The sequence below is a fragment of the Pseudomonas psychrophila genome, from assembly GCF_001043005.1.
Classification (GTDB): Bacteria; Pseudomonadota; Gammaproteobacteria; order Pseudomonadales; family Pseudomonadaceae; genus Aquipseudomonas; species Aquipseudomonas psychrophila.
The window spans coordinates 1,165,513-1,182,889 of the sequence record NZ_JYKZ01000001.1 but is presented as its reverse complement, the minus strand read 5'-3'; the positions used below and the strand labels follow the sequence as shown (position 1 = coordinate 1,182,889).

The window sequence follows — 17,377 nt, the reverse complement described above, 5'->3', positions numbered from 1 at the left end:
AGGCTTCGGGCATCTTTGGAGATGCTCGATGCCTATTCGATATTTTTTAAAACAACTTCTACTACCTCCCGGAATTCTTCTACTCCTCTTGGTGCTTGCCTGGTGGCTGCGTCGTTCCCGCCCGCGTTTGGCGGGTGTGCTGTTCGCCTTGGGTGTGGGCGGATTTTGGCTGATGAGCTTGCCAGTGATGGTGGAGTGGGGCGCACGGGTGCTCGAAAGCGAGCCGCCGCTGGCTCAAGGCGAGTGGTCAACACTCGCGCAGCGGGCGGATGCAATCGTGGTGCTGGGTTCGGGCCGTGAGCGGGGAGACCCGGCATGGGGCAGCGATCAACCGACGGGAATAGGCCTGGAGCGCCAGCGATATGCGGCTCGTCTGGCCAAGGCTTCAGGTTTACCGGTACTGACCACAGGAGGTTTGCACTACGGCACGCCACCCAGCGAGGCGCAATTGATGGCGGACTCGTTGCGCGATGACTTTGGTGTAAACGTGCGCTGGAAAGAAGAGCAAAGCCGTACCACGTGGGAGAACGCCAAAATGACGGCAGATATTCTGCTGCCGTTGGGTATCAAGCGCGTGATCGTAGTGACACACGGCTGGCACATGCCACGTTCAGTGTGGAGCTTTGAAAAGGCTGGCTTTGAAGTCGTGCCCGCCCCCGTTGGATTCTTGAGTGCTGACAATGCTCGGCCGCTGGGGGGCTGGATGCCCGAGTACAAGTCGTTCTGGCAGTCTGGGTTGTTGATCAATGAAGCGGTTGGGCAGATTGCCTATCCGCTTTTTTACCGGTAACTGAGAGGCAGGGCGTTTGGCTGTTTGTGGGAGCGGGCTTGCTCGCGATGCAAGCGCTGCGGTCTGGAAGGCAGCAGTGATGCATTCGCGAGCAAGCCTGATAGCCACTACACCGTCTTGGCAATCCGGCTGGTGACCAGAGCCCAGCCAATCAGCAGGCTGCACAGGATGATCAGCGGCCACGAACGCCATTGCAGGTAAGGCGTGAGGTTGTGCATGGGCACTACTTCGCCATACATGATGCCGCGTTCAAACTGCGGGATCTGCGTGGTGATTTGCCCAAATGGGTCGATCAGCGCAGTCACGCCATTGTTGGTCGCCCGGATCATCCAGCGTCCCGCTTCCAGGGCGCGCATTTGCGCCATCTGCAAGTGTTGCAGCGGGCCGATCGAGGTGCCGAACCAGGTGTCGTTGCTGATGGTCAGCAAAATGTCGCTCTGGGCCGCAAGGCCGGCCACGAAGTCCGGGTACACCACTTCATAGCAAATCAGCGGCGCGATCTGGTAACCCTTGGCTTGCAGCATGGCCTGGTCGGCCGGGCCGCGGGCAAAGTCCGACATTGGCAGGTCGAAGAAGGCGATCAAGCCACGCAACACATCCTGCATCGGCACGTACTCACCAAACGGCACCAGTTTCTGTTTCAGGTAGATGCCATCGGCTTCCCCGACAGCGGTAATGCCGTTGAAGAAGCGCTGCTCGTGACGCACTTCCTGGCGAATCGGTACGCCGGTAATCAGCGCCGAGTTTCGATCCGCAGCAAACCGCCCCATCATGCTTAGAAAACCTTCCGCGTTTTCTTTGAGCACCGGCACAGCGGTTTCTGGCCAGACGATCAAGTCGACCCGCTTGGAGCTGAAGGTCATGTCGCGGTACAGGGCCAGCTGCGCATTAAGCTGCGCGGGGTCCCATTTCATGCTTTGTTCGATATTGCCCTGGATCGCTGCCACGCTCAGCGGATCACCCGAGGGGCTGGTCCAGGCGTGATGCTTGAGCGCCTGGCCGATGCACCATGGGCCGAGCAGCAACACCAGGCCCGCCACGACAAAGGCTTTGCGTTTGGCCTTGATCAGTCGCGGCACGTTGCACAGCAGGGCTGCTGTCAACGCCAGGGTGAAGGAAATCAGCCACATGCCACCCAGCGGGGCAAGCCCGGCCAGCGGGCCGTCGAGCTGGCTGTAACCGGAGTACAGCCAAGGGAAGCCGGTAAGGAACCAGCCACGGAACGCTTCTTGCGCGACCCATAAAGCGGCAAACGCCAATGTGTCGGCCAGGGGGGCTTCATTGCGACGAATCCAGCGTGCCCAGAGCCAAGCGGGCAGTGCAAAGAACCATGCAATAGCGGCCGTGAACGCCAGCATCAGCAGTCCGGCCAGCAGTACAGACGCGCCGCCGAAGTGATGAATGCTGTAGTAGATCCAGCTGGTACCGGCGCCAAACAGGCCGAACCCGTAGCACCAGCCACGCCCCAGCGCCTGCTTTGGAGACAGGTCGCGCAAGCCGAGATAGAAAATGGCCAGGGCAACCAGTGCCAGTGGCCAGATATCGAAGGGTGCCAACGCCAGGGTTGTCAGTGCGCCGGCCACCACGGCCAGCAAGTTACCGGGCCAGCCGGGGGAGGTTATCCAGCGCATTTCAATCCTTGGTATTGAGGTTTAGCGGGCAATAGGCGTGAGACGAATCAGATGAATCCGGCGACTGTCCGCATTGAGGATGCGGAAGCGGTAGGGGCCGATTTCAGTGGTTTCGTTGCGTTTTGGCAAGTGTCCGAACGCGCTCATGACCAGGCCGCCAACGGTGTCGAACTCATCGTCGGAGAATTCGGTATCAAAGAACTCGTTGAAGTTCTCGATGGGGGTGAGGGCCTTGATCAGGAAGTCACCGCTTGGCAGTGGCTTGATGTAGCTGTCTTCCTCGACATCGTGTTCGTCTTCGATGTCGCCGACGATCTGCTCCAGAACGTCTTCAATCGTTACCAGACCTGCCACGCCGCCGTATTCGTCGATCACGATGGCCATGTGGTTATGGTTGGCACGGAATTCACGCAACAACACGTTCAGACGCTTGGACTCAGGGACAAAAGTCGCCGGACGCAGCAAATCCTTGATGTTGAACTTGTCGCCGTTCTCCTGAAGGATCAGCGGCAGCAGGTCTTTGGCCAGGAGGACGCCCAGGACGTCGTCGTGGCTTTCGCCGATCACCGGGTAGCGCGAGTGCGCCGCTTCAATGATCGCCGGGAGAAATTCACGGGGGGTCTGGGTCGCCTTGATGCTGATCATCTGCGAGCGCGGAACCATGATGTCCCGTACTTGCAGGTCCGCTACCTGAATGGCGCCTTCGACGATGGCCAGCGCTTCACTGTCCAACAGTTTGTTCTGGTGTGCTTCGCGCAGTAGCTCAAGCAGCTCCTGGCGGTTTTTCGGCTCATGGGCAAAGGCCTGGGTCAGTTTACCTAACCATGACTTTTGCCCGTTGCTCGATCGGTCTTCGCTCATAGCGATTTACTCGTATCCCTTGGTAGTTTCAGTGGGTGTTAATCAGTTTCGTCGTCTGCGTACGGGTCAGGATGACCCAGTTCAGCAAGCAACGTTCGTTCCAGTGCTTCCATTTCTTCGGCTTCTTCATCTTCTATATGGTCGTAGCCCAGAAGATGCAAGCAGCCGTGAATCACCAAATGGGCCCAGTGGGCCTCAAGGCTTTTACCTTGTTCGGTGGCTTCGCGTTCAACCACGGCCACGCAGATCACCAGATCGCCCAGTAATGGGATATCGAGAAATTCGTCAGGCACGTCAGCCGGGAAGGACAGCACGTTTGTGGCGTAGTCTTTCTGGCGCCAGGTGTGATTGAGCTCGCGGCCTTCGGGTTCGTCTACTAGACGAATGGTCATTTCCGAATCGGCGGTACGCTGACGAAGGGCCAGTTCACACCATTGGCGGAACTGGACTTCGGTGGGCGCGGCTGCCTCGGTGGCCAGTTGCAGGTCAAGCTCAAGCATCGTGACGGTAATCCTTTGCAGCGGGCAGTGCGGCCAGCTTGTCGGCGGCTTCCTGTTCGTAGCGCCCGTAGGCTTCCACAATGCGCTGCACCAGCGGGTGGCGCACGACGTCTTTGGACTGGAAGTGGGTAAAGCTGATGCCCGGTACATCCTTGAGCACTTCAATGACGTGGTTCAGCCCTGATTTAGTGCCTTTTGGCAGGTCGATCTGGGTGATGTCACCGGTGATCACGGCGGTCGAGCCGAAGCCGATACGGGTCAGAAACATCTTCATCTGCTCGACGGTGGTGTTCTGGCTTTCGTCGAGAATGATAAAGCTGTTGTTCAGCGTACGGCCCCGCATGTAGGCCAGTGGTGCGACTTCGATCACCTGGCGCTCGATCAGCTTGGCCACGTATTCAAAGCCCAGCATTTCGTACAGTGCGTCGTAAAGCGGGCGCAGGTACGGGTCGATTTTTTGCGACAGGTCACCTGGCAGGAAACCGAGCTTTTCGCCCGCTTCAACCGCCGGGCGCACCAGCAGGATGCGGCGGATCTGCTCGCGCTCCAGAGCATCAACTGCGCAGGCCACGGCCAGATAGGTTTTACCCGTACCCGCTGGGCCGATTCCGAAGTTGATGTCGTTACCCAGAATCTCTTTGACGTAGCGCTGCTGGTTAATGCCTCGAGGGCGAATCATGCCCTTTTTGGTACGCAGCGACACGCTGGCTTCTGCCACCGGATTGCTGGCCAGATCTTCGACGGCAGATTCCTGCAGGAACAGGTGCACCATGTCCGGTGAAAGCTCAGAAGCCTTGGTTTCACGGTACAGGCGGCGCAGCAGGTGTTCTGCGGAGGAGGTCAGTTTGGGGTCGCCGATCAGCTCGAATTGATTACCGCGATTGCGGATTTCGATCGTCAGGCGTTGTTCGATCAAGCGCAAATGCTCGTCGAATTGCCCGCACAGATTGGCGAAACGGCGAGCCTCAAATGGCTCGAGAAGAAAGCGATGTGGTTCGATGGGTGCGTTCAAGGTCGTATTTAGCCGCCCTTAGGCAATTGAGATGAAATGAAGGATAACGCTAGCAGGTCATGGGCGAAAGGACTTACTGATGCGACATAAAACCTGTAGCCGCTGCCGTAGGCTGCGAAAGCCCACGAAGTGGGCCAAGGGTTAAGTCCATCGCAGTCTTCGGCAGCGGCTACAGGGTGTATTCAGTTCAGCAACGAGCCTCGCAACGAGTGCGGTTGGGCTGCATCGATGTGTACATCGGCAAACTGTCCGATCAACTGCGGGTTGTCGCAGCGGAAGTTGACGATACGGTTGTTCTCGGTACGACCCTGAAGCTCACCAGGGTCTTTTTTCGAATAGTCGGTAACCAGAATCCGCTGAGTGGAACCGACCATTTGGCGGCTGATCTCGAAACCCTGCTGGTTGAGGCGATGTTGCAGCGCGTTGAGGCGTTCCTTTTTACGCTCTTCCGGGGTGTCGTCCGCCAAGTCAGCTGCCGGGGTGCCCGGACGCTGGCTGTACACGAAGGAGTAGGAGAAGTCGAAACCGACGTCTTCGATCAGCTTCATGGTTTGCTCGAAGTCCTTTTCGGTCTCGCCCGGGAAACCAACAATAAAGTCGGAACTGATGCAGATACCCGGTACGGCAGCACGCAGCTTGCGCAGCTTGGACTTGTATTCCAGTGCCGTGTGGTTGCGCTTCATGGCCGACAGAATACGGTCCGAGCCTGATTGCACTGGCAAGTGCAGGTGTTTGACCAGCTCCGGGACTTCGGCGTGTGCCTGGATCAGGCTGTCGGAGAATTCCAGCGGGTGGGAAGTGGTGTAGCGAATGCGCTCGATACCGTCGATCGCAGCAACCACGCGAATCAGCTCGGCGAGGTCCGCCAGGCGACCGCCTTCGGTAAGGCCGCGATAACCGTTTACGTTTTGACCGAGCAGGGTCACTTCACGCACGCCGTTTTCAGCCAGGTGAATCACCTCGGCCAGCACGTCATCGAACGGGCGGCTGACTTCTTCACCGCGGGTATATGGCACCACGCAGAATGTGCAGTACTTGCTGCAGCCTTCCATGACCGAGACGTAGGCGCTTGGGCCGTCGATGCGCGGCTCTGGCAGGTGGTCGAACTTCTCGATTTCGGGGAACGACACGTCGACTTGCGGCAGTTTGGTAATACGCGCAGCGTCGATCATTTCTGGCAGGCGGTGCAGGGTTTGCGGGCCGAACACCACGTCTACGTAAGGGGCGCGATCACGAATCGCCGCGCCTTCCTGGCTGGCAACACACCCGCCCACGGCAATAACCATGTCGGGGTTGGCCAGTTTCAGCTCACGCCAGCGACCCAGTTGCGAGTACACGCGGTCTTGGGCACGTTCACGGATCGAACAGGTATTAAGCAGGATGACATCAGCGTCTTCGGCGCGCGCTGTGACTTCCAGGGCCTGATGTTCACCCAGCAGGTCGACCATGCGCGAGCTGTCGTACTCATTCATCTGGCAACCGTGGGTTTCGATGTAAAGCTTCTTGGCCATGGGTGTTCATCAAGTGATTCAAAGAACCGCGCATTATAGGGGGCATAGCCGTTGCTTCCTAGCGTTGTGCGTCTGACGGCTATGCTATAGTTCGCGCCCTCTTTTATACCTCCAGATGTTTACCCGCCCACCATGACCAAACGTGAAGCTCCAATCTACAAGGTGATTTTCCTTAACCAGGGCCAGGTGTTCGAAATGTACGCCAAGCAGATCTATCAAAGTGATCTGTGGGGCTTCCTGGAAGTTGAGGAATTCGTCTTCGGTGAGCGCACGCAAATGGTCGTCGACCCGAGTGAAGAAAAACTCAAGGCCCAGTTCGAAGGTGTGGTGCGCAGTTTTGTGCCGATGCACTCGATTGTGCGTATTGACGAGGTTGAGCGCTTGGGCACTCCCAAAATCAGCGAAGCCCGTGGCGTCAGCAACGTGATGCCGTTTCCGTTTCCGATGCCGGAAAAGTAAGGCCGTCCATTCTGTCGGACATGGTCTGCGGGGATTTGCTCAGGCTTTGGGCCCGTCTTTATGAAAGGCTGGCGCCCGAAGCAGCAACCCTTTAAGGCAGGGGCGAAAACGGTGAGCGGGCGTCGGTTGATTGCAGTTCCTGCAAGTACTTGCGGAAAATTTGCCCCAGAATCTGGGTGGCGGTTTCGAGTTGGTCCCGGGGCATCTGCTCGGCTACCAGGTCGGCGGTGTCCAGAGCGTCTTCAGCGCCGTTAACCGCGGCCATCTTCAGCACGATGTACGCCTGAATGTTATTGGCCGGTACACCTTCGCCCTTGAAGAACATGGTGCCGAGCTGGAACTGAGCCATGGCGTGGCCTTGTAGCGACGCTTGCTCGAAATAGCTCAGTGCCTGATTAAGGTCGCGAGGGGTATTTTTACCGTCGTAATAGAACTCGCCTAACTCGTATTCGGCTTCTGCATCCCCGGCTTTCGCCGCCTCAACGCACGCTGCAAGTGCCTCGGCGAGGTCTTCAGGCTGAGTATTGAGGGTGCAGCGACCCATCGCTGGGATCAACAACGAGTTACCGCCTGCCTGGACAAGCAGCGGTTGTAGGAGCAACAGGCAGCCCAGTGCAAGGGCGCGGCCGGTGCGGTTCATGGGAATCGACGTACCTCTGAAAGACGGGTTAACCCGACCATGGGATGTATAGGCGCGCATTATGAAATAAGCAGAGGCAACCTTACAAAGTCTTTACTCGTTTTTCTGCTGCCTGACCGCGATATCCATTGATTTAAGACGATTTTGGACGGGCGGGGTAAAAGATCAGGTCATAACGGGCATAAAAAAACGGCAAGGGCGTTAGCGCTTGCCGTTTTGTCGATCATTTCAGGGCGGCAAATGCGCGCTCGGCAGCGTCCAGAGTTAGTTGCAGCTCGGTCTCGCCATGGGCGATCGAAGTGAAACCGGCTTCGAAAGCACTCGGCGCCAGGTACACACCACCGTCGAGCATCAGGTGGAAGAAGCGCTTGAACAGATCAGCATCGCTGGCCATCACATCGTCGAAGGTGACGATGTCGTCGGCGCCGCTGAAATACAGGCCAAACATGCCACCGGCCTGGGTGGTGACGAAGGGAATACCCGCCGCGTCGGCGCGCTGTTGCAAGCCATCGAGCAAGCGCGTGGTGTAATCGCTCAGCTCGGCGTGGAAACCCGGGCGGCTGATCAGGCGCAAGGTGGTCAGGCCTGCCGCCATTGCCAGCGGGTTACCGGACAGGGTGCCGGCTTGGTAAACCGGGCCCAGTGGTGCGATGTGCTGCATGATTTCGCGCTTGCCGCCGAAGCAGCCAACCGGCATCCCGCCGCCGATGATCTTGCCGAAGGTGCTCAGGTCCGGGGTGACGCCGTAATGGGCTTGAGCACCACCCAGGGCAACCCGGAAACCGGTCATCACTTCGTCAAAAATCAGCACTACGCCGTGCTTGTCACACAGGCTGCGCAGGCCTTGCAGGAAGCCAGGCGCAGGCGGCACACAGTTCATGTTGCCGGCCACCGGCTCGACGATGATGCAGGCCACGGTGTCGCCAACTTCGCCCAGCAGTTTTTCAACCGCGTCGATGTCATTGAAGGCGGTGGTCAGGGTGTGTTTGGCGAAGTCTGCCGGAACCCCGGCCGAGCTCGGTACGCCCTGGGTCAGCAGGCCGGAACCGGCCTTGACCAGCAGGCTGTCGGAGTGGCCGTGGTAGCAACCTTCAAACTTGAGAATATTGTCGCGCCCGGTGAAACCACGGGCCAGGCGAATGGCGCTCATGGTGGCTTCGGTGCCGGAGCTGACCATGCGCACCATTTCCATTGACGGCACGATGGAGCACACCAGATCTGCCATTTCGGTTTCCATGGCGGTCGGAGCACCGTACGACAAGCCGTGCTCCAGTTGCGCACGCACCGCATCCAGCACTTCTGGATGGCTGTGACCCAGAATCATCGGGCCCCACGAACCGACGTAATCCACGTAGCGCTTGTCGTCTTCGTCAGTCACGTAGGCGCCTTCGGCGTGCTTGAAGAACAGCGGGGTGCCGCCCACGCTCTTGAACGCACGAACGGGCGAGTTCACGCCACCGGGGATGTGTTTTTGGGCATTGGCAAACAGGGTTTCGGAACGAGACATGGTGGGCTCTCTCTGAATCAGGATTCGGTATTTAAATAGACAACAAGGTGTTGAACGCCTTGGCGCGGCGGGTGACTTCCTGGGCGTTCTGGGCACCAAACAGGCCATGCACCACGGCCAGCAGATCGGCACCGTGGGCAACCAGGGGGGGCGCGTTGTCCAGGGTAATGCCGCCAATCACACAAATCGGCAGGTTGAGCCGGGCGCGAGCCTGGTCCAGCACGTCCAGGGTCGCGGTAGGGGCGCCGGGCTTGGTGCTGGAATTGAAGAAGCGGCCAAAGGCAACGTAACTCGCGCCTTCCTTGGCTGCTTGCTCGGCAAGCTCAATCTGGCTGTGGCAGGTCGAACCAATGATGGCATTGCGCCCGAGCAGTGCCCGGGCCGGCGTCAGCGGACCATCGGTTTGCCCCAGGTGTACGCCTACGCCCAGGCGCGCGGCCAGCTCGGCATCATCGTTGATGATCAAGTGCGCCTTGTAACGCTCGCACAAACCCCGCAAGGCCTCGGCTTCGCGTAGGCGACGGGCGTCGTCGTTGCTTTTGTCGCGGTATTGCAACAGCGTCAGGCCGCCATCGAGGGCCGCCTCAACGTAGGGCAGCAGCTTGCCGGCCAGCAGTTGGCTGTCAGTGATTGCATACAAGCCGCGCAGTGTCATGGGTCGTGCCTCATTCGTTACGAGCAGAAGTCCAGCGGCAAGCGGCGCGGTACAAACTGCCCCTGCCCCAGTTGCTCGGCATCGCGCAGGGTGCGCCACGTGTAGTTGAGCGCGGTTTGCACGGCGCTGACCAGTTCTTCACCGATGGCCAGTCGCCCGGCCAGGGTGCTGGCCAGGGTGCAACCCGAACCGTGGTAGCTGCCGGGCAAGCGATAGCAGGTAAAGGTATGGCGGCTGCCGTCGCGGCTGTACAGGCGGTTATGGACTTCGTGTTCATCACCGTGACCGCCGGTGATCAGCAGGTGCTTGCAAAAAGGCAGCAGTTTTTCAGCGCACTCATCGGCGCTGCCATCGGGCAGTTCGGCCAGGATGCGGGCTTCAGGAAGGTTGGGGGTGGCAATGGTGGCCAGTGGCAACAGGCGTTCGCGCATGGCGTAGCCCACTTCATCCTTGCCCAGTCGCCCACCGCCGCCTGCGCGCAACACCGGGTCACAGACCATTGGCAGGTGCGGATGGGCCTGAAGCAGTTCGACCACGGTGTCGACCATTTCCAGTGAACCGAGCATGCCCAGCTTGACCGCCGCAACGGTGGAGTCGCTGAGTACTGCATCGGCTTGCGCCAACACCCACTCGCGATCCAGCACGCGGAAATCACGGACATTGACAGTGTTCTGCACAGTCAGGGCTGTCACCACCGGGGCGGCGTGACAGCCTTGAGCCAGCAGGGCTTCGATATCTGCCTGCAAGCCGGCACCACCACTGGGGTCATGGCCAGAGAGACAGAGGACAACGGGGCGAGAACTGTAGATATTCATGGTGCGCGAGCTTACCACCAAACGGTTTTTTGGGGCGCTTGGTCCGTGCGCAGTTAAATGTTGGTTATAAGCTTTTGATTGCCCTGATAATTTTGCCGTCAAAATACGAGTTGTTCGCTGTAATGCCCGTTCTAGAGCCTTTTGGATGATTTTTAGCGTGGTGTGTATGTGCCATTAATGGCTATGTTAGAGTGCCTTCAAATTAATAACCGGTCATTCGGGCGACGTAATCCCAGAGGGAGTATGGGGTTGCGCAGTTTATCGAGTGAGCTACGTTGGGGCTGTATGCGCTATTTGTTGATGATGTTGTTGAGCTGGCTACCGATGCTGGCTAGCGCAGTCACTTTTGACGAAACCACACAAAGCCTGCCCTTGGGCCGCGTGATGCAAGTCTTCGAAGACGTGGGCGGCAAGGCGACCCTGGCCGATGTCACGGCACACGATGAACTGTTCAAGGCACACACCAAAGACACCTTGAACGAGGGTTACTCGCACTCGGCCTTCTGGGTCAAAGTGAACCTGCACTATCAGCCCCAAGACCCTAAAGTGCACAGCACCTGGCTGCTGGAGCTGGCTTACCCGCCCCTTGATTTCATCGAGCTCTACTTGCCAGATGCCGCAGGCAACTACCGGCTGGCTGAGCGTACGGGGGATGCGCTGCCTTTTGACAATCGTCAGATCAAAGAAAACAACTACCTGTTTGAACTCAACTTCACTCCCGGGCAAAACCAGACCCTCTACCTGCGCCTGGCCAGTCAGGGCTCGGTTCAGGCCCCGCTGACGCTGTGGTCAGCTCAGGCCTACCTCGAAGAACAGCCCGTACGGATTTACATCCTGGGTCTGATTTATGGCGTGTTGCTGGGGATGCTGATTTACAACCTGTTCATCTACCTCAGCGTGCGTGATACCAGCTACCTCTACTACATCTTCTATATCGGCTCCTTCGGCCTGTACCAGTTGTCAGTCAATGGCGCCGCGGTGCAGTACTTTTGGCCGAATAACCCGTGGTGGGCCAATGCGTCGACGCCGTTCCTGATTGGCGCATCGGCGTTTTTCGGGTGCCAGTTCGCCCGCTCCTTTTTGCACACCGCTTCCCACAGTCGCTGGCTTGATCGGGCCTTGATGTTCCTGATGGCAGTGGGTGTTCTGGTGATGGTGCTCGCGTTGACGACCAGCTATGCCGTGTCGTTGCGTCTGGCCACGGGTCTGGCGCTGGCGTTTATCGTCACCATTTTCACCGCCGGAGTGGTGGCCTGGATCCGTGGTCTGCGGGTCGCGCGCTACTTTGTGATCGCCTGGTCGGCCTTTTTGCTCGGTGGGCTGGTCAACACGCTGATGGTGCTGGGCTATCTGCCAAACGTGTTCCTGACCATGTACGCCAGCCAGATCGGCTCGGCGATTGAGGTGGGGCTGCTGTCACTGGCGCTTGCCGACCGGATCAATGCCATGCGTGACCTGCAGGCGCGCACGCTGCAAGAGTCCGGGCAAAAGCTGGCGGCCATGAACCAGCAACTGGCCCGTACCAACCAGCTAAAAGATGAATTTCTGGCCACCGTGACCCATGAGTTGCGCACCCCCATGAATGGCGTGATTGGCTCTCTGGAGCTGATCAAAACCCTGGACATGGGCCCTGAACTTGCGCAGTACACCCAGACGGCAGAAGGCTCTGCGCGCGAGATGATGCACATGGTCAATGGCATTCTGGTCCTGACCGAGCTACAAGCGGGTCGACTGGTCGCGCGTCCTCGACCATTCAGCCTGAATGAACTGATGCAAGGGCTGAGCGATCAGTTCGGACCAGCAGCGCGAAATAAAGGGCTGGAGTTTTCGTATGAAGTGGCGCGAAATCTGCCTGATAAGTTGGTAGGGGATGCCGAGAAAATTCGCCAGTGCCTGGAATGCCTGCTGGATAACGCCATCAAGTTCACCCGCGCAGGGGGCGTGATCCTGCGTGTCACCGGCAAATCTGCGGCGCCTGGGCGCTGGGCGCTGGCGTTCAATGTGATCGACAGCGGCATCGGTTTTGTTCACCAGGAAGAAGCCGAACTGTACCAGCACTTCTTCCAGGTCGATGGTTCTATGACCCGCGAATACGGTGGCCTGGGCATCGGTCTGGCGATTTGTCGACGTCTGGTGGAACTGCTTGGCGGACGTCTGACCCATCATTCGCAGCCGGGGCAGGGCTCACAGTTCCAACTGTTGCTGGAGCTTGAGGCGCCGGTTCAAACCCCGCAGCCGGCCCCTGTGTCGGCCCGTACCCCGACCATGGTTCGCACACCGGGCGAGTGTGTGGTTCTGCTGGTGGAAGACGCTGCTAACCCTGTGGTGGTGCGCGGCATGTTGCTCAAGTTGGGTTACCGCGTACTCAGTGTCGACACCGGGCAGGCTGCGATCGACGCACTTCGCCGCGAGCGGGTCGATGCGGTATTACTGGCGTGCCCGCTCGCTTTGGTGTCGGGCACATCGATGGGCAGCCAGTTGCTGACACTGGCTGCGTGCGCGCAGTTACCCGTACTGGCTCTGTTCGAGTCCGAGTCCGAGGCCCATCAAGCCCGTGAACAAGCCGGCGGGATCACAGACTATTTGATCAAACCACTGCGGTTTGAGGCCCTGCAACACACCTTGGCACAACGCCTTTTGACTGAGGAAGGCAGCAAGAACGCAGAGTTTTAGGCGGTTATGCCACTTGTTTAGGTGCAGATGCGTGCTTCACTGGCTCTATTGGCAAGCGCCAGAGGAGCCCGCGCAATGAACCTGCATCAATACGCTGAAACCCATCAGGTAACCAATCAGCCACCGTCTTTGGACGGGGTGAACCTGTACCGGATCGATCGGGTGCTGCAACAGTGGAGCCAGCACTTTGGCGCGGGCTGGGCGCAAGCGCGAATCGATGAGTACGGAGCACTGGCGGGCGGCCCGTTGATGGTGGCGGGCTTTCTGGCCAATGAAAACAAGCCGCAGTTTGTCAGCCATGACCGTTATGGGCATCGGATCGATCTGGTGGAGTTTCACCCTGCCTACCACGAGCTGATGCGCACAGCGATTGAGCACGGTTTGCCGTCATTGCCCTGGACGGACCCGCAACCCGGCGCCCATGTGGCCCGTGCCGCCATGACCTACCTGCACAGCCAGGCCGAAGCGGGCAGCGGCTGCCCCTTGACCATGACCTTTGCCAGCGTACCGGCCTTGCGGCTGCAGCCGGATATTGCCGATATCTGGCTGCCCAAAGTACTTGCCACCGAATACGACCCGCGCAATGTCGACATCAGCCAAAAGGCCGGCGTGACCTTGGGCATGGCCATGACCGAAAAGCAGGGTGGCACCGACGTTCGGGCCAACACTACGCGGGCGTACGCTGTGGGGGCCAAGGGAGCGGGGCAGGCCTACGAATTGTTGGGGCACAAATGGTTTTGTTCGGCGCCGATGGGTGATGGCTTCCTGACCCTGGCGCAAACCGACAAGGGCCTGAGCTGCTTTTTGCTGCCGCGTCATCGTCCGGACGGCAGTCGCAATGAGTTCTACATCCAGCGCCTGAAAAACAAACTGGGCAACAGTTCCAACGCCTCCAGCGAAGTCGAATTTCGGGGCGCACTGGCCTGGATGATCGGCGAAGAAGGGCGCGGCGTGCCGACGATTATTGAAATGGTTGCCATGACCCGCTTCGATTGCATGGTCGGCTCCAGTGCCTTGATGCGTCAGGCACTCACCCAGGCCAGCCATCACTGTGCGCACCGTTTGGTGGGTGGTCGAGTGGTGGCCGATCAACCGTTGATGCAGAACGTACTGGCAGACCTGGCGCTGGAAAGTGAAGCCGCGCTGGCCTTGAGCCTGCGCATGGGGCGTGCTCTGGATCATCTGGATGACCCGCAAGAGGCACGGTTTTCTCGGCTGGTGACGGCGGTGGGCAAGTATTGGATCTGCAAGCGGGCCCCGGCCATGATCAATGAGGCGGCCGAATGCATGGGCGGAGCGGGGTATGTAGAGGACAGTATCTTGCCGCGTCTGTATCGCGAAGCGCCGGTGAATTCGACGTGGGAAGGTTCGGGTAATGTGCAATGCCTGGACGTGTTGCGAGCCTTGTCCAAAGAGCCCGGCGTGCTGGACGCCCTGTTTGCCGAACTGGGCGACGGGCATGGCGATGGGCGTCTGGCGCAGCATATTGCGCAGCTTAAAACGGCCTTTAAAGACACTGAAGACATTCAATACCGCGCGCGGCAACTGACAGAAGACATCGCCTTGGGCCTGCAGGCAAAGCTGCTGCTGGAGGCGGGCAACAGCGATATCAGCGACGCCTTTATCGCCAGCCGCCTGCACCGCAGCGGCCGGGTATACGGCACCTTGCCAAGGGGTTTGAATGTAGCCGCGATCGTTGCCCGCTCAACCCCTGGGATCCCCTGAACATGTGCGCTCCCACAGGAAATCACCCACATAAAATCAGTGGCATGCCTACATTTGTAGCTGTCTTTACCCCTCGATACAGGCAAGATAAAGGCCTGCCCGTTCAGAAGACAGGATGCTTATCGTGACCGAAGCTTTTATTGTCGTTTCCACCGCTGAAGAGGCCGTTGATCGCCTCGCTGCCCTCCACGAGCGCGCAACCACTGCGTTAAGCCAGGCACTCAAGCGTTATCTTAAAGACCGAATCGAACCCAGCGCCGACGAGCGCGCCTTGTTCCGTTACCCGGAACTGCGATTGACTAACACCATTCACGGTGAAATCCCCACCCTGACCCGTGCTTACGCCAAAGTGCAATTGCCGGGCACCTACAGCATCACCGTCACCCATCCCGCATCTTTCCGTAACTATCTGCTGGAGCAGTTGGTGCCGTTGATGCGCGATTTCACCGTTGAGGTGGAAGTCGGTGTCAGCCAGCAAAATATTCCGTATCCCTATGTGGTCGAACAAGGGGATGAACTTGCCGGTTCCGGTGTTACCGCTGCGGCATTGGCGCGAGTGTTCCCGAGTACCGACCTGTCCGCCGCCACTGATGGCATCGCAGATGGCCTGTACGATTGGGAAAACACCGATCCGTTGCCCTTGGCGCTGTTCGACGCTGCCCGGGTCGACTTCTCGCTGCGCCGCCTGGTGCACTACACCGGCAGTGACTGGCGCCATGTGCAGCCGTGGATTCTGCTGACCAACTACCATCGCTATGTCGACCAGTTCATCCTCCATGGCCTTGAGCAGTTGCGTGATAACCCGCGTTTTGTGCGCATGGTGATGCCGGGCAACGTGATTATCGAAAAATCCATGGACTACGGCGAAGCTCAGGCCATTGCGGCGGGTGTGGTGTGGCATCGCTACCAGATGCCGGCGTATCACCTGCAGGCCAACGACGGCCACGGCGTGACCCTGGTGAACATCGGCGTCGGCCCGTCCAACGCGAAAAACATCACCGACCACCTTGCCGTGCTGCGTCCCCATTGCTGGTTGATGATTGGTCACTGCGGCGGCCTGCGTCAGTCGCAAACCATCGGTGACTACGTGTTGGCCCACGCCTACATGCGTCGCGACGGGATTCTTGATCGGGTCGTACCGCCGAATATTCCGATTCCGGCGCTGGCAGAGGTGCAACTGGCGTTGCAGGAAGCGGCGGCACAGGTCACTGGCGAACGCGGCGAAGAACTGAAAAAACGCCTGCGCACCGGCACCGTACTGACCTATGACGACCGTAACTGGGAACTGCGCTGGGCTCAGGAGCGCCCGCTGATCAACCTGTCCCGCGCCGTGGCCGTTGACATGGAAAGCGGCACCATTGCGGCCCAGGGTTATCGCTTGCGCGTTCCGTACGGCACGCTGCTGTGCGTGTCGGACAAACCCTTGCACAGCGAAATCAAACTGCCGGGTTCGGCCAACGCTTTCTATGAGCGGGCCGTGAGCCAGCACTTGAAAATCGGTATTGCCGCCGTGGACTTGATGCGCAGCCAGCTCAACTCCCTGCACTCGCGCAAACTGCGCAGCTTCGACGAACCGCCGTTCCGTTGATCGGTGATGGTCATTTAGCGATCAGGGGACTAGCATTGCCAACCCTGATCGCTAGATGTCCTTTTTTGTCATGTCTCGTCCCGCCCCACGCCGTCCGGCCTCGAAAAGTCCAAACCCTCAAGCTGCCAACCGCCGTGTGGCCAAGGCGCCGCCGTCTGATCCCAAGCTGTATCTGTTTAACAAGCCTTTCGATGTGCTGACCCAGTTCAGCGACGAAGGCGGGCGGGCTACGCTCAAGGACTTTATCCCGATACCGGGAATTTATCCGGCCGGTCGACTGGACAGAGACAGTGAGGGGTTGTTGCTGCTGACCAATGATGGCCAGTTGCAGGCGCGGATTGCCGATCCCAAGCACAAATTGCCCAAGACCTACTGGGTACAAGTGGAAGGCGAGCCCACGCCAGAGCAACTGCAGCAGTTGCGTGAGGGTGTGGAGCTCAACGATGGCAAGACTCTGCCAGCCGAAGCACGGGCACTGGAAGAACCGCAGCTATGGCCGCGCAACCCGCCGGTGCGCTTTCGCAAAAGCATTCCCACGTCGTGGCTGGAGCTGGTGATTCGCGAAGGGCGCAATCGTCAGGTACGGCGCATGACGGCCGCGGTGGGCCTGCCGACCTTGCGTCTGGTGCGGGTGCGGATTGGCGACTGGACGATTGAAGGGCTGGAGCAGGGGCAATACAAGGAAGTGCCAGCGCGGCTATAGCGCGCCGGACTCGATCAGCCCGATCACCACGCTCTTGATGATGAACGCCGCAACACCCAGGCCCAGTACGAAAAACAGAATCATTGAGCCGAAGCGCCCGGCTTTGGACTTCTTCGCCAGATCCCAGACGATAAAGGCCATGAAAATGATCAGCACACTGACCAGAATCGTCATCATCCATTCTTCAAGTACTGCAGGATCCATCGGTGTTCTCCGGCGTCATCGTGGGAAAAAGCCGTAGGAGTATACGTCATGGTGCTGGCGCGGCTATTGATCTGGAGGGTGATAGGGATTCGCGTAGCCCGTA

The 17,377-nt window shown here is 58.9% G+C and carries 16 protein-coding genes; 6 read left to right on the top strand and 10 right to left on the bottom strand.

Annotation, left to right across the window (positions count from 1 at the left end):
* Positions 1-28 precede the first annotated feature (28 nt).
* The gene (locus tag TU76_RS05465; protein WP_048351213.1) at positions 29-790 is read left to right on the top strand and encodes a YdcF family protein; all 762 of its coding nucleotides are present in this window, start codon (positions 29-31) and stop codon (positions 788-790) included.
* 107 nt (positions 791-897) lie between these two features.
* Here TU76_RS05465 and lnt read toward each other — a convergent pair whose 3' ends face one another.
* The 5 genes from lnt to miaB all read right to left on the bottom strand — a co-directional run bounded on the left by lnt (position 898) and on the right by miaB (position 6,305).
* Positions 898-2,421, bottom strand: coding sequence for an apolipoprotein N-acyltransferase (gene lnt, locus TU76_RS05460; RefSeq protein WP_048351212.1), 1,524 nt, complete (start codon positions 2,419-2,421; stop codon positions 898-900).
* A gap of 21 nt (positions 2,422-2,442) precedes the next feature.
* Positions 2,443-3,282 carry an HlyC/CorC family transporter gene (locus TU76_RS05455; RefSeq protein WP_019824191.1) on the bottom strand — a complete coding sequence of 280 codons (840 nt, stop codon included), beginning with the start codon at positions 3,280-3,282 and terminating at the stop codon, positions 2,443-2,445.
* A gap of 38 nt (positions 3,283-3,320) precedes the next feature.
* Positions 3,321-3,782, bottom strand: a complete 462-nt coding sequence (gene ybeY, locus TU76_RS05450) for an rRNA maturation RNase YbeY (protein ID WP_019824189.1) — start codon at positions 3,780-3,782, stop codon at positions 3,321-3,323.
* Positions 3,775-4,794: a PhoH family protein gene (locus TU76_RS05445; protein ID WP_019824188.1), complete on the bottom strand. Its 1,020-nt coding sequence runs from the start codon at positions 4,792-4,794 to the stop codon at positions 3,775-3,777. Before TU76_RS05445 ends, ybeY begins: the two co-directional genes overlap by 8 nt.
* A gap of 182 nt (positions 4,795-4,976) precedes the next feature.
* Positions 4,977-6,305, bottom strand: coding sequence for a tRNA (N6-isopentenyl adenosine(37)-C2)-methylthiotransferase MiaB (miaB, locus tag TU76_RS05440; RefSeq protein ID WP_019824187.1), 1,329 nt, complete (start codon positions 6,303-6,305; stop codon positions 4,977-4,979).
* A gap of 132 nt (positions 6,306-6,437) precedes the next feature.
* Here miaB and TU76_RS05435 point away from each other — a divergent pair, with 132 nt between their 5' ends.
* Positions 6,438-6,764 (top strand): DUF1820 family protein, encoded by a 327-nt coding sequence (locus tag TU76_RS05435; RefSeq protein ID WP_019411970.1) that lies wholly within the window; start codon positions 6,438-6,440, stop codon positions 6,762-6,764.
* A 91-nt stretch (positions 6,765-6,855) separates the two neighbouring features.
* Here TU76_RS05435 and TU76_RS05430 read toward each other — a convergent pair whose 3' ends face one another.
* The 4 genes from TU76_RS05430 to TU76_RS05415 form a co-directional block, all read right to left on the bottom strand.
* Positions 6,856-7,404, bottom strand: a complete 549-nt coding sequence (locus tag TU76_RS05430; RefSeq protein WP_019824185.1) for a tetratricopeptide repeat protein — start codon at positions 7,402-7,404, stop codon at positions 6,856-6,858.
* Positions 7,405-7,627: 223 nt separating this feature from the next.
* On the bottom strand, positions 7,628-8,911 hold the full coding sequence (hemL, locus tag TU76_RS05425) for a glutamate-1-semialdehyde 2,1-aminomutase (RefSeq protein WP_019824184.1): 1,284 nt from the start codon (positions 8,909-8,911) through the stop codon (positions 7,628-7,630).
* Positions 8,912-8,942: 31 nt separating this feature from the next.
* A complete protein-coding gene (gene thiE / locus TU76_RS05420; RefSeq protein WP_046810556.1) occupies positions 8,943-9,566 on the bottom strand; it encodes a thiamine phosphate synthase in 624 nt (207 codons plus the stop codon).
* Between the two features lie 17 nt (positions 9,567-9,583).
* Positions 9,584-10,381 (bottom strand): hydroxymethylpyrimidine/phosphomethylpyrimidine kinase, encoded by a 798-nt coding sequence (locus TU76_RS05415; protein ID WP_019824179.1) that lies wholly within the window; start codon positions 10,379-10,381, stop codon positions 9,584-9,586.
* A gap of 285 nt (positions 10,382-10,666) precedes the next feature.
* Between TU76_RS05415 and TU76_RS05410 the strand changes: the two genes are divergently transcribed.
* The 4 genes from TU76_RS05410 (at position 10,667) to TU76_RS05395 (ending at position 17,070) form a co-directional block, all read left to right on the top strand.
* Entirely contained in the window at positions 10,667-13,054 is a 2,388-nt protein-coding gene (locus tag TU76_RS05410) for a hybrid sensor histidine kinase/response regulator (RefSeq protein WP_048351211.1), read from the top strand.
* A 75-nt stretch (positions 13,055-13,129) separates the two neighbouring features.
* Positions 13,130-14,779 (top strand): acyl-CoA dehydrogenase family protein, encoded by a 1,650-nt coding sequence (locus TU76_RS05405; RefSeq protein WP_048351210.1) that lies wholly within the window; start codon positions 13,130-13,132, stop codon positions 14,777-14,779.
* Positions 14,780-14,894: 115 nt separating this feature from the next.
* Entirely contained in the window at positions 14,895-16,367 is a 1,473-nt protein-coding gene (gene amn, locus TU76_RS05400; RefSeq protein WP_162207950.1) for an AMP nucleosidase, read from the top strand.
* A gap of 136 nt (positions 16,368-16,503) precedes the next feature.
* Entirely contained in the window at positions 16,504-17,070 is a 567-nt protein-coding gene (locus TU76_RS05395; RefSeq protein WP_162207952.1) for a pseudouridine synthase, read from the top strand.
* Here the strand turns inward: TU76_RS05395 and TU76_RS05390 are convergent.
* Positions 17,065-17,274 (bottom strand): DUF2788 domain-containing protein, encoded by a 210-nt coding sequence (locus TU76_RS05390; RefSeq protein ID WP_016779292.1) that lies wholly within the window; start codon positions 17,272-17,274, stop codon positions 17,065-17,067. The two genes, TU76_RS05395 and TU76_RS05390, sit on opposite strands and share 6 nt — an antisense overlap.
* Positions 17,275-17,377 lie beyond the last annotated feature (103 nt).

Excerpts from the sequence above, each read along its gene's own strand:
- TU76_RS05465 (WP_048351213.1), top strand. The coding sequence starts at position 29 with ATGCCTATTCGATATTTTTTAAAACAACTTCTACTACCTCCCGGAATT.
- lnt (WP_048351212.1), bottom strand. The coding sequence starts at position 2,421 with ATGCGCTGGATAACCTCCCCCGGCTGGCCCGGTAACTTGCTGGCCGTG.
- TU76_RS05455 (WP_019824191.1), bottom strand. The coding sequence starts at position 3,282 with ATGAGCGAAGACCGATCGAGCAACGGGCAAAAGTCATGGTTAGGTAAA.
- ybeY (WP_019824189.1), bottom strand. The coding sequence starts at position 3,782 with ATGCTTGAGCTTGACCTGCAACTGGCCACCGAGGCAGCCGCGCCCACC.
- miaB (WP_019824187.1), bottom strand. The coding sequence starts at position 6,305 with ATGGCCAAGAAGCTTTACATCGAAACCCACGGTTGCCAGATGAATGAG.
- TU76_RS05435 (WP_019411970.1), top strand. The coding sequence starts at position 6,438 with ATGACCAAACGTGAAGCTCCAATCTACAAGGTGATTTTCCTTAACCAG.
- TU76_RS05430 (WP_019824185.1), bottom strand. The coding sequence starts at position 7,404 with ATGAACCGCACCGGCCGCGCCCTTGCACTGGGCTGCCTGTTGCTCCTA.
- hemL (WP_019824184.1), bottom strand. The coding sequence starts at position 8,911 with ATGTCTCGTTCCGAAACCCTGTTTGCCAATGCCCAAAAACACATCCCC.
- thiE (WP_046810556.1), bottom strand. The coding sequence starts at position 9,566 with ATGACACTGCGCGGCTTGTATGCAATCACTGACAGCCAACTGCTGGCC.
- TU76_RS05415 (WP_019824179.1), bottom strand. The coding sequence starts at position 10,381 with ATGAATATCTACAGTTCTCGCCCCGTTGTCCTCTGTCTCTCTGGCCAT.
- TU76_RS05410 (WP_048351211.1), top strand. The coding sequence starts at position 10,667 with ATGCGCTATTTGTTGATGATGTTGTTGAGCTGGCTACCGATGCTGGCT.
- TU76_RS05405 (WP_048351210.1), top strand. The coding sequence starts at position 13,130 with ATGAACCTGCATCAATACGCTGAAACCCATCAGGTAACCAATCAGCCA.
- amn (WP_162207950.1), top strand. The coding sequence starts at position 14,895 with ATGCTTATCGTGACCGAAGCTTTTATTGTCGTTTCCACCGCTGAAGAG.
- TU76_RS05390 (WP_016779292.1), bottom strand. The coding sequence starts at position 17,274 with ATGGATCCTGCAGTACTTGAAGAATGGATGATGACGATTCTGGTCAGT.